Origin of the sequence: Streptomyces sp. NPDC004658 (assembly GCF_040609555.1) — a bacterium.
GTDB lineage: Bacteria > Actinomycetota > Actinomycetes > Streptomycetales > Streptomycetaceae > Streptomyces.
Genome location: NZ_JBEXKG010000211.1, coordinates 1 through 10,484, shown reverse-complemented (window position 1 = coordinate 10,484; position 10,484 = coordinate 1). Strand labels below are relative to the sequence as shown.

General features: G+C 74.2%; 11 protein-coding genes. 3 read left to right on the top strand and 8 right to left on the bottom strand.

Going from position 1 to position 10,484, the window contains the following annotated elements; translation table 11 throughout:
• From ABZV94_RS37240 to ABZV94_RS37220, 5 genes are all read right to left on the bottom strand, one after another.
• Window positions 1-751 (bottom strand): MFS transporter (locus ABZV94_RS37240; RefSeq protein WP_356348706.1); only part of this gene is annotated, 751 nt, incomplete at its 3' end.
• Between the two features lie 55 nt (window positions 752-806).
• Entirely contained in the window at window positions 807-1,403 is a 597-nt protein-coding gene (locus tag ABZV94_RS37235; protein ID WP_356348704.1) for a GNAT family N-acetyltransferase, read from the bottom strand.
• Between the two features lie 39 nt (window positions 1,404-1,442).
• The gene (locus ABZV94_RS37230; protein ID WP_356348702.1) at window positions 1,443-1,943 is read right to left on the bottom strand and encodes a metallophosphoesterase; all 501 of its coding nucleotides are present in this window, start codon (window positions 1,941-1,943) and stop codon (window positions 1,443-1,445) included.
• A gap of 9 nt (window positions 1,944-1,952) precedes the next feature.
• Window positions 1,953-2,963, bottom strand: a complete 1,011-nt coding sequence (locus ABZV94_RS37225) for an SDR family oxidoreductase (RefSeq protein ID WP_356348700.1) — start codon at window positions 2,961-2,963, stop codon at window positions 1,953-1,955.
• A gap of 90 nt (window positions 2,964-3,053) precedes the next feature.
• On the bottom strand, window positions 3,054-6,089 hold the full coding sequence (locus ABZV94_RS37220) for an FAD-linked oxidase C-terminal domain-containing protein (protein WP_356348698.1): 3,036 nt from the start codon (window positions 6,087-6,089) through the stop codon (window positions 3,054-3,056).
• Window positions 6,090-6,235: 146 nt separating this feature from the next.
• Here ABZV94_RS37220 and ABZV94_RS37215 point away from each other — a divergent pair, with 146 nt between their 5' ends.
• From ABZV94_RS37215 to ABZV94_RS37205, 3 genes are read left to right on the top strand one after another with little or no spacing between them, the layout of a single operon-like run.
• Entirely contained in the window at window positions 6,236-6,673 is a 438-nt protein-coding gene (locus ABZV94_RS37215; RefSeq protein ID WP_356348696.1) for a MarR family transcriptional regulator, read from the top strand.
• Window positions 6,670-8,064: an MFS transporter gene (locus ABZV94_RS37210; protein ID WP_356348694.1), complete on the top strand. Its 1,395-nt coding sequence runs from the start codon at window positions 6,670-6,672 to the stop codon at window positions 8,062-8,064. Before ABZV94_RS37215 ends, ABZV94_RS37210 begins: the two co-directional genes overlap by 4 nt.
• Window positions 8,065-8,071: 7 nt before the next feature.
• Window positions 8,072-8,656, top strand: coding sequence for a hydrolase (locus ABZV94_RS37205; protein WP_356348692.1), 585 nt, complete (start codon window positions 8,072-8,074; stop codon window positions 8,654-8,656).
• Window positions 8,657-8,664: 8 nt separating this feature from the next.
• On the opposite strand, the gene rfbB is transcribed toward ABZV94_RS37205, so the two are convergent.
• From rfbB to ABZV94_RS37190, 3 genes are all read right to left on the bottom strand, one after another.
• Complete coding sequence (gene rfbB / locus ABZV94_RS37200; RefSeq protein ID WP_356348690.1) at window positions 8,665-9,636, bottom strand: dTDP-glucose 4,6-dehydratase; 972 nt, start codon at window positions 9,634-9,636, stop codon at window positions 8,665-8,667.
• Window positions 9,637-9,723: 87 nt separating this feature from the next.
• Window positions 9,724-9,909, bottom strand: coding sequence for a hypothetical protein (locus ABZV94_RS37195; RefSeq protein WP_356348688.1), 186 nt, complete (start codon window positions 9,907-9,909; stop codon window positions 9,724-9,726).
• Between the two features lie 127 nt (window positions 9,910-10,036).
• Window positions 10,037-10,405, bottom strand: coding sequence for a DUF6479 family protein (locus ABZV94_RS37190; protein WP_356348685.1), 369 nt, complete (start codon window positions 10,403-10,405; stop codon window positions 10,037-10,039).
• Window positions 10,406-10,484: the final 79 nt, after the last annotated feature.

The window sequence follows — 10,484 nt, the reverse complement described above, 5'->3', positions numbered from 1 at the left end:
CGGCGGCGAGGGCCGCCGCGAGCACGTCCGGGGCCGCCGCCCCGGACCGGCCGCCCTCGATGAACGCGAACGTCGTCGCGAGCAGGACCAGGCCGCCGAGCAGCAGCCCGGGCAGGTCCAGCGGGTGGGCCGTCGTCTCCCGGCTCTCGCGGACGACGGCGAGGGAGCAGACCAGGGCGAGCAGCACGATCGGCACGTTGATCAGGAAGATCGCCCGCCAGCCCAGCCCGTCGGTCAGCACCCCGCCGAGCAGCGGGCCGGCGGGCAGTGCGAGGCTGCCGATGCCGGCCCAGACGCCGACGGCACGGGCCCGCTCGGCCGGGTCGGGGAAGGCGCGGCCGATGATGGCCAGCGTGCCGGGGAGCAGCAGCGCGGCGCCCGTGCCCTGCACCACCCGGGCGGTGACCAGCACGGGCACGCCGGGGGCGAGGCCGCAGCCGAGGGATCCCGCGCCGAACACGGCCAGCCCGGCGAGCACGACGCGCTTGTGGCCGTACCGGTCCCCCGCCGTGCCGCTGGTGAGCATCAGAGCGGCGAGGGCCAGCGCGTAGCCGTCCACGACCCACTGGAGCCCGCGGACGTCCGTGCCCAGGCCGGAGCCGATCGCGGGCAGGGCGACGTTGACGATCGTGACGTCGAGCAGCACCAGGAAGTACCCGGCGCACATGACGACGAGGACGGTGTACGGGGAACCGGCGCGCGGGGCGGGACGCACCGCGCGCCGCAGGAGTGCTGCCGGTGACTGGGCCATGCACCACGGGTACCACCCGGCACCGACAATCCGCCCCGGCACCCGCAATCCGCCGCTAGTCGGGGTCTCCGGCCACGCGCGCGTGCAGGTGCTGGTCGTGCCAGCCGTCGGCGTGCAGCAGGGCGCTGCGCTGGGTGCCCTCGTAGCCGAATCCGGCCTTCTCGGCGACCCGGCAGGACGCCGGGTTGGCGAGGGAGTGGCACAGGATCAGGCGGTGCAGACCGAGGTCGTCCATGGCCCACCGGCTCAGCCGGCGCGCAGCCTGTGCGGCGAGCCCCGTTCCGCGTGCCGCGGGCAGCACCCAGTAGAGGATCTCGGCGGTGCCGGCGGCGAGGTCGACGTCGTCGAGTCCGGCGAGGCCCACGGGCGCGCCGCCGTCGGGGGCGATGGCCCAGACGGCACCGGTCTCGGCCCGTCGGCGTGCGTGCATGCGCTCGATCCGGGCCCTGGCCTCCGCGCGGTCGGCGACGCGGAAGAGGTTCCACCTGGTGATGTCCGGGTCCTGCCCGGCGGTGAGCAGGGCGTCCGCGTCGGCGTCGGTCGACTGCCAGGGCCGCAGTGCGAGGCCGCCGGGCAACGGCAGCACGGGCTGGTCGGGCTCGGCGAGGCGGCCCGGGGGTACGACAGCGGGTATGCCGGAGCTGGAGATCACCGGCGCATCCTGCCACAGCGGAGGACCACCAGCGCTCCGCTACCGCCGCGGCAGCCGGTGCAGGGTCACCTCGGTGAGGGCTCCGTCGGCGACCGTGGCCGTGAGGTACGTGCAGTGGGGCTGGCGGCGGCGGTCCGTCGGGGAGCCGGGGTTGAGCAGCCGCAGGCCGCCGGGGGCGGTGGTGTCCCAGGGGATGTGGCTGTGCCCGAAGACCAGGACGTCCAGGTCGGGGAAGCGGGCGGCGCAGCGGGCCTCGCGGCCCTGGGCGGGCCCCGTCTCGTGGACGACCCCGAAGCGCAGGCCGCCCAGTTCGGCGCGGGCCACCTCGGGAAGCCTGGCGCGCAGCTCGGGGCCGTCGTTGTTGCCGTACACGCCGATCAGCCGGCGGCTGCGGCTCTCCAGCAGCTCGAGGGTGGCGGTGTCGACCCAGTCCCCGGCGTGGAGGACGACGTCCGCGCGCGGGAGTTCGGCGAGCAGCTGCTCCGGGAGCACCTTGGCGCGCTTGGGCAGGTGCGTGTCGGACATGAGCAGGAGGCGCACCGCGTCAGCCTATGCGGAGGAGGAGGTCAGGCGGCGGATGCCGCGTACGGTGGCCAGCAGCGCGGCGCCGGCGCCGAGAGTGGCGGCGGCGGGGTGGCGGACCAGGGTCTCCTGCCACGAGCGGGCGTGGGCGGTGTCGTCGAAGGAGCCGTGGGCGCCCTGGTCGTCGGCGGGCTCGCGGTCCACCGGTTCGAACAGGTTGTCCAGGCCGGCGGGCGGGATGCGGTCGGTCTGCTGGGAGTCGTAGCCGGTGCGGGCGAGGTAGCGGTCGAGCAGCGCCGGGGCGAACCGGTTGGCCCAGATGGTGGCGACGGTGGACGCGCCGACGTAGTACTGCTTGCGGCCCGGGTGGTCGGCGGCGTAGAGGACGCCCCGCGCGGCCACCTCGGGCTGGTAGATCGGCGGGACCGGCATCGGGTGCCTGGCCAGGCGTGAGCGGACCCATTCGAACTGGGGGGTGTTGACGGCGGGCATCTGGGCGACGGTGATGCGGACGTTGCTGCCGCGGTGGAGCAGTTCCGTGCGCAAGGAGGAGGTGAAGCCGTTGATGGCGTGCTTGGCCCCGCAGTACGCCGACTGGAGGGGGATCGACCGTTCCCCGAGCGCGGAGCCGACCTGCACGACCGTGCCCCGGTCGCGCGGGAGCATGCGCTTCAGGGCGGAGCGGGTGCCGTTGACGAAGCCGAGGTAGGTCACCTCGGTGATCCGCTTGTACTCCTCGGGGGTGATCTCCTCGAACGGCGCGAACACGCTGGCGAAGGCGCAGTTGATCCAGACGTCGATGGGGCCGAACTCCTTCTCCGCGGCCTCGGCGACGGCCTCCGTCTGGGCCGGGTCGGCCACGTCGGCGGGCCGTACCAGGGGCCGTCCGCCGAGCGCCGCGACCTCGTCGGCCGCCGCCTCCAGGCCGCCCTCGCCGCGCGCGACCAGGACGACGTCGGCGCCGCGCCGGGCGTACAGACGGGCGGTGGCGCGGCCGATGCCGGCGCTGGCGCCGGTGATGACGACGGTGGGGGGCATGTTCCTCTCCTCCTGCTTGCGCGGTGTCGTGTCACTCCACCCGGTAGGGCGCCGCCCGTTCCTCCGCGGGCGCCGGGGCGGGGCCGGGTGTCACCTCCCGAGCCGCCGCAGTCCGGCGACGGCGCCCAGGGAGAGGGCGGCCAGGGAGGCGGTCGTGGCCCAGCGGGCCGCGCGGGACGGTTCGGCGGGGCGGTCGGCGAGCCTCTCCGGGTGGTCGCTGGGCAGGTTGCCGTCGAGGCCGAGCGCGAGGACCTCGGCGAGGTGCAGGGCGCGACGGCCCGTGTTGCCCTGCTCGATCTGGGTGCGGCAGCTGAAGCCGTCGGCGAGGACCAGGCTGTCCGGGGCGGCTCCGCGCACGGCGGGCAGGACGCCGAGTTCGGCGACGGCCATGGACACCTCGTGGTGGCCGCGTTCGAAGCCGAAGTTGCCGGCCAGGCCGCAGCAACCCTCGTCGAGCACCTCGGCGTCGAGGTGGGCGCGGCGCATCAGTTCGCGGTCGGCGTCGAACTTCATGACGGCGTGCTGGTGGCAGTGGGTCTGTACGGTCGCCTGCCGGGCGAGCTGCGGGGGCCGCCAGCCCTCGGGGGCGTGGTGGACGAGTTGTTCGGCGAAGGTGCGCGTCTGGGCGGCGAGCCGTTCGACGTCCTGGTCGCCGGGCATCAGCTCGGGGGCGTCGGCGCGGAAGACGGCCGTGCAGGAGGGCTCCAGGCCGATCACCGGGGTGCCGGCGTCCAGGTAGGGGCGCAGCACGTCGAGAGTGCGGCGCAGCACCCGTTTGGCGGTGGGCAGTTGTCCGGTGGAGATCCAGGTGAGACCGCAGCACACCGGCTCGGACGGCACGGCGATCCGGAAGCCGGCGTCCTCCAGGACCCGGACGGCCGAGATCGCGATCGAGGGGTGGAAGTAGGTGCTGAACGTGTCGGGCCACAGCACGACGGTGCGCGGGTCGGCCGGGTCGGGCTCCACCCGGTCGCGGGCCCGCCACCACTGGAGGAAGGACTGCCCGGCGAACACCGGTGCCGGGCGGGCCTCGTCGATCCCGGCGAGCCGTTTGCCCAGGGACGCGAGGCCGGGCGCGTGCAGCGCGGCGTTGACCAGGGACGGAGCGGTCCGGGACAGCCGGGCCCAGAGGGGCAGCCAGCCCATGGAGTAGTGGGCCATGGGACGCAGCCGTCCCTCGTAGTGGTGGGACATGAACTCGGCCTTGAGGGTGGCCATGTCGACGCCGGTCGGGCAGTCGGACTTGCAGCCCTTGCACGCCAGGCAGAGGTCGAGGGCGTCGCGTACGGCGGTGGAGCGCCAGCCGTCCTCGATGGCGGAGTCGGCGTGCCCGTCGAGCATCTCGAACAGCAGCCGGGCCCGGCCGCGGGTGGAGTGCTCCTCCTCCATGGTGGCCCGGTAGGAGGGGCACATGACGCCGCCGGAGTGGCCGCGGCAGTTGCCGATGCCGACGCAGCGCATCACCGCGCGGTTGAAGGAGTGGTCGTCCTCGGGATAGCCGAAGTGGGTCGTCGGGGTGGCGGGCCGCCAGGTGGGGCCGAGCCGCAGCTGTCCGTCGACGGGGTTGGGGTGGACGACCTTGCCGGGGTTCATCCGGTTGCCGGGGTCGAAGAGGGCCTTGAGTTCGCCGAACGCGGTGACGAGCCGTTCCCCGAACATGCGGGTGAGCAGTTCTCCGCGTGACTGGCCGTCGCCGTGCTCGCCGGAGAGGGAGCCGCCGTAGGAGGCCACGAGGTCGGCGGCCCGCTCCACGAACCGCCGGAAGTCGGCCACCCCCTGGGCGGTCTTCAGCCCGAAGGGGATGCGGGTGTGCACGCAGCCCTGGCCGAAGTGCCCGTACAGGGAGGGGTGGTCGTAGTCGAACTCGTCGAACAGGTCCTTCAGGTCGCGCAGGTAGTCGCCGAGCCGCTCGGGCGGTACGGCGGAGTCCTCCCAGCCCTCCCAGGTCTCCCGGTCGTCCGGCGGGCGGGCGGTCACGCCGAGTCCGGCCTCGCGGGCCCTGAGCATCTTCTGCTCGCGTTGGGGGTTGTCGGAGAAGGCGACGTTGGCGTCCTTCTCGCCGCGGCCGATGGCCCGCAGCAGCGCGTGCGCCTGTTCGTCGACGTCCTCCTGGCTGTCGCCGCTGTACTGCACCATCAGCCAGCTGTCGCCCTCGGGCAGGATGGCGAGGGAGTCCAGGTAGGCGCCCTCCTCGCGCATCAGCTGGGCCATGCGCCCGTCCAGGGCCTCCAGCTGGCTGGGCGAGCAGTGCTCCAGCAGGCGGGAGACGTCGTCGCCGGCGGCGCAGATGTCGTCGTAGCCGAGGACGAGCAGCGACTGGTACGGCGGCACGGGCACGAGGTCGAGTTCGGCGCGCAGGACGGTCACCAGGGTGCCCTCGCTGCCGACGAGCGCCTTGGCGACGTCGAAGCCGTTCTCGGGCAGCAGGGAGTCCAGGTTGTAGCCGGAGACGCGGCGGGGGATCTTGGGGTAGCCGCGGCGGATGTCGGCCAGGTACTCGGTGGCGATGCGGTCGAGGCCTGCGTAGATCTCGGCGAGCCGCCCGCCGCCGGCGATGATGCGGGCGCGCTCGTCGGGCGGGGTGGGGCCGACCCAGGCGCGCTGTCCGTCGTAGGTGAGGATCTCCAGGCGCCGGACGTTGTCGACGGTCTTGCCGTAGGCCTGGGCGGAGGCGCCGCAGGAGTTGTTGCCGATCATGCCGCCGAGCGCGCAGTGGCTGTGGGTGGAGGGCTTGGGGCCGAACTGGAGCTGGTGCGGGGCGAGGTGCCGGTTGAGTTCGTCCAGGACGATGCCGGGTTCCACCACGCAGGTGCGCCGTTCCGGGTCGACGGAGAGCACGCCGGTGCAGTACTTGCTCCAGTCGATCACGACGGCGGTGTTGGTGGACTGTCCGGCCAGGCTGGTGCCGCCGCCCCGGGAGAGGACGGGGGCGTCGAAGCGTGCGCACACCGAGACCGCCCGGGCGCCCGCCTCGACGGTGCGGGGCACGACGACACCGATCGGGACCTGCCTGTAGTTCGAACCGTCCGTGGCGTAGGCGCCGCGGCTGCCCGCGTCGAAGCGGACTTCGCCGTCCACCTCGGCGCTCAGGGCCGCCTCCAGGCCGGACATGTCCGGAGGGGTCATCTGCGCTCCTCGATCTCGCTGCGTGGGTGCACCGACGTGACCGCGCGGGCCGCGCTGTCCGCGACCGGCGAGTACCCGGCAAAAAGACAGGCAAAACTGAACAGTTACAGCTGGACAGTCTGGGCTGTCGGATCTAGCCTGGCGGCATGGCTGACATCTCCGACTCCGCCTCCCGCGCCGCACGCGATCTGCGCGTGGTGTTCAGCAGGCTGCGGCGCCGCATCCGCGAGGTGGCGCAGGACGCCGACCTCAGCCCCTCGCAGGAATCGGCGCTCACCCTGGTCGGCAAGCACGGCGCGGCCACGGCCAGCGCGCTCGCCGCCGCGGAGGGGGTGCGCCCGCAGTCCATGGCCAGCACGCTGGCCGCCCTGGAGCAGCACGGGCTGATCCGCCGCGCCCCCGACCCCGACGACGGCCGCCGCCAGCTGGTCACCCTGACCGACGGCGGCCGGGCCCGTGTCGAGGGGAACCGGCAGGTGCGCGAGGAGTGGCTGGCCCGCGCCTTCCAGGACCGCTACACGGAGGAGGAGCGGCAGACCGTCCTCGCGGCGCTCGCACTGATGGAACGGCTCTCCCGGCCGTGATACCGAGGCTCACCGCGCACGCCCGGACCGCCGGCGCCTCCCCCACCGGATTCGACCGCCGGCTCATCGCGCCGATGATCCTCGGCTCGGTCCTGAACCCGGTCAACTCCTCGATGATCGCCGTGACGCTCGTGCCGATCGGCGTGGCGTTCGGCGCCCCGCCCGCCGAGACGGTGTGGCTGGTCTCGGCGCTCTACCTCGCCACCGCCGTCGGCCAGCCCGTCATCGGCCGCCTGGTGGACATGTACGGCCCGCGCAGGCTCTACCTCGCCGGTACGGCACTCGTCGGTGCCGCCGGCCTGCTCGGCGCGCTCGCCCCCTCGCTCGGCGTGCTGATCGCGGCCCGGGTGCTGCTGGGCCTCGGCACGTCGGCGGCGTACCCGGCGGCCATGCGGCTGACCCGCGCCGAGGCCGAACGCACCGGGCGGGACAGCCCGGCGGGGGTGCTGACCGCGCTCGCCGTCGCCAACCAGACGGTGGCGGTCGTCGGGCCCGCGCTCGGCGGGCTGCTGATCCACCTGGGCGGCTGGCGGGCGGTGTTCACCGTCAACGTGCCGCTGTCGGCGGCCTGTCTGGTGCTCGGCGCGCTGCGGCTGCCCCGGTCCGAGACCCGGCGGCGCGGCCTGGACGTGCCCGGCATGGCGCTGTTCGCCGTCCTGCTGGTCGCGCTCATGCTGTTCCTGACGGAGCCGCGGGCCGACCGCTGGTACCTGCCCGTGCTGTCCGCCGCGGCCGCCACCTGCTTCGCGCTGCGCGAGCTGAGGGTGCCGGACCCGTTCGTCGACCTGCGCGTCCTCGGCGGCAACGGCCCACTGCTCGCCACCTACCTGCGCCAGCTGCTCGGCTACACCACCGCCTACGGCTTCCTGTACGGCTACACGCAGTGGCTGGAGCAGGGCCGCGGGCTCGGCGCGTCCACGGCCGGGCTCGCGCTGCTGCCGCTGTCGGTGGCGGCGCTCACCGCGTCCGCGCTGGCCGGGCGCCGTGAGGCGGTGCGCGCCAAGCTGATCACCGGTTCCGTCCTCCAGCTCGCGGGCTGCGCGCTGCTGCTCCTGATCGGCGACCACAGCCCGTTCTGGCAGCTGCTCGGGGTCGGCGTGCTGCTCGGCGTCCCGCAGGGGCTGATCGGCCTCGCCACGCAGAACGCGCTGTACCGGCAGGCCGAGCCGGAGCGGATCGCCTCCGCGGCCGGGCTGCTGCGGACCTTCACGTACCTCGGCGCGCTGGGCGCGTCCGCCGCGACCGCGGCGTTCTACCCGCACCGCGCCGACACGGCCGGGCTGCACAGCCTGGCCCTGTTCATGCTCGCCGGCTCGGCACTGCTGCTGGCGACGACCCTGCCCGACCGATCCCTCGGCCGGCTGACCCCCCGAGACACCCGAAAGGCCTGACCGACCCATGTCGCTCACCACGCTCGACCCCCGTACCGCCCTCGTCGCGATCGACCTCCAGAACGGCATCGTGGCCATGCCCACCCAGCCGTACCCGGGCACCGAGGTCGTCTCCCGCACGGCCGCGCTCGCCGACGCCTTCCGCTCCCACGGGTTGCCCGTGGTCCTGGTCCGGGTGTCCTTCGCGCCGGACGGGGCGGACGCCGTCCCCGGCCGCACCGAGCGCCAGCCGCGCGGGCTCGCCTTCCCGGAGGGCTGGGACGTCGTCGTCGACGACCTGTCCGGGCACCCCGGCGACATCCGCGTCACCAAGCACAACTGGAGCGCCTTCCACGGCACCGACCTGGACGTCCAGCTGCGCCGCCGCGGCATCACGCAGATCGTCCTGACCGGCATCGCCACCAGCATCGGCGTCGAGTCCACCGCCCGGGACGCCTACGCGCACGGCTACCACGTCACCCTCGCCACGGACGCCATGGCAGACGCCGACGCGGAGGCGCACGCGAACAGCGTCGAGCGCATCTTCCCGCGGCTCGGTGAGACCGGCACGACGGCCGAGATCCTGGAGCTGCTGGCGAAGACCCACGCCTGACCGCCGGCTCAGCGGGCGGCCCGCCGCTTGAGCGGCTCCCACCAGGACCGGTGGGCGCGGTACCAGGCGACCGTCTCGGCGAGGCCCGTGGTGAAGTCGCGGCGCGGCCGGTAGCCGAGTTCCTCGCGCGCCTTGCTCCAGTCGAGCGAGTAGCGCAGGTCGTGGCCCTTGCGGTCGGGGACGTGCACCACCTGCTCCCAGCCCGCGCCGCACGCCTCCAGCAGCAGGCCGGTCAGCTCCTTGTTGGTCAGCTCCGTGCCGCCGCCGAGGTGGTACACCTCGCCGGGGCGGCCCCGGGTGCGGACCAGGTCGATGCCGTGGCAGTGGTCGTCGACGTGCAGCCAGTCGCGGACGTGGCGCCCGTCGCCGTACAGCGGGACGGGCAGGCCGTCGAGGAGGTTGGTCACGAAGAGCGGGATCACCTTCTCGGGGAACTGGCGCGGCCCGTAGTTGTTGGAGCAGCGGGTGATCCGCACGTCCAGGCCGTGGGTGCGGTGGTGGGCGAGGACGACGAGGTCGGCGGCGGCCTTCGACGCGGCGTACGGGGAGGTGGGCGCGAGCGGCTGGGCCTCGGACCAGGAGCCGGTCCGGATCGAACCGTAGACCTCGTCGGTGGAGACGTGCACGAACGGGCCGGTGCCGTGCCGCAGGGCCGCGTCCAGCAGGGTCTGGGTGCCGAGCACGTTGGTGCGGACGAACTCCCCGGCCCCCTCGATCGACCGGTCGACGTGCGACTCGGCGGCGAAGTGCACCACCTGGTCGGCGTCCGCCATCAGTGCGTCGACCAGGCCGGCGTCACAGACGTCCCCGTGTACGAAGTCCAGCCGGGGGTGTCCGACGGGGAGGCCGGTGAGCGTGCCGGCGTAGGTGAGCTTGTCCAGCACGGTGACGCGGGGCGCGTCCGGGCCCCCGTCGGCGAGCAGCCTGCGGACGTAGTGCGAGCCGATGAAGCCGGCGGCGCCGGTGACGAGCAGGTTCATGCCCGGAGTATGACCGGAGCCCGCCGGGAGGAGCGGAGCCCGCCGGCCCCGCCCGAGCGTGGCGCCGTACGGCCCTCGCTCGGGCGTTCAGTCCTCGCCGCGCACGATGTTGTCCTCGAGGTCCGGGCCCTGCCGCTGCGCGGAGGTGCGGTCCAGGACGGCGGGCACGCAGGTGCGCACTCCCCTGTTCCGCCGGCGGTGGGCCTCGGCCCAGCCCGTCTCCGTGGGGGGTATGGCCGGTTTCTCACTGGCATGCGCGGTCACGTCGTTCATCTTCCTTCTGTGGCCCCGCTCGCCGCGGGCGCCGTTCGCCGGGCCCGCCCGGGCCCGGGGTGTGAGGTGTGCCGGACCGGGTCCCCGGGGCGGGCGGTCCGCAAACGCGGCGGTGCCCCGCACCGGGTCAGGTACGGCCGCCGCCACCGCCGCCGAAGGAGCCGCTGGAGCCGGGCGACCAGCGGGGGCGCCGCTGGTCGTCGGCGCGCTTGGTGCCGACGTTGCCGAGCTGGTGGGGGGTGAGGCGCTCGCTGTCGTCGGCGGCCCGGGGCACCTCGTCGGGCTCGCGGACCTCACGGGTCTCGTGGACCGGCCCCGACGGCGGAATCCTCGGCTGCTCGTCGGGCCGCGGCGGTGCCGGTTCCCGTTCGCGCACCTTGAAGCCCAGCCGGAAGGCCCAGATGAGTCCCGCGACGCAGGCCACTCCGGCGATCAGGATGAGCGCGTAGCCGAAGGCCTGGGCGCCGGTGGCCGCTTCGTACATGGCAGTGTTCATGAGCGCCGGGTACCCGGCGCGGCGCGACGGATGCGCGCGCCCGCCCGAACCGGCAGGCCGGCGGCCCGGCGGACCTGCC

Excerpts from the sequence above, each read along its gene's own strand:
- ABZV94_RS37225 (WP_356348700.1), bottom strand. The coding sequence starts at position 2,963 with ATGCCCCCCACCGTCGTCATCACCGGCGCCAGCGCCGGCATCGGCCGC.
- ABZV94_RS37220 (WP_356348698.1), bottom strand. The coding sequence starts at position 6,089 with ATGACCCCTCCGGACATGTCCGGCCTGGAGGCGGCCCTGAGCGCCGAG.
- ABZV94_RS37215 (WP_356348696.1), top strand. The coding sequence starts at position 6,236 with ATGGCTGACATCTCCGACTCCGCCTCCCGCGCCGCACGCGATCTGCGC.
- ABZV94_RS37205 (WP_356348692.1), top strand. The coding sequence starts at position 8,072 with ATGTCGCTCACCACGCTCGACCCCCGTACCGCCCTCGTCGCGATCGAC.
- rfbB (WP_356348690.1), bottom strand. The coding sequence starts at position 9,636 with ATGAACCTGCTCGTCACCGGCGCCGCCGGCTTCATCGGCTCGCACTAC.
- ABZV94_RS37195 (WP_356348688.1), bottom strand. The coding sequence starts at position 9,909 with ATGAACGACGTGACCGCGCATGCCAGTGAGAAACCGGCCATACCCCCC.
- ABZV94_RS37190 (WP_356348685.1), bottom strand. The coding sequence starts at position 10,405 with ATGAACACTGCCATGTACGAAGCGGCCACCGGCGCCCAGGCCTTCGGC.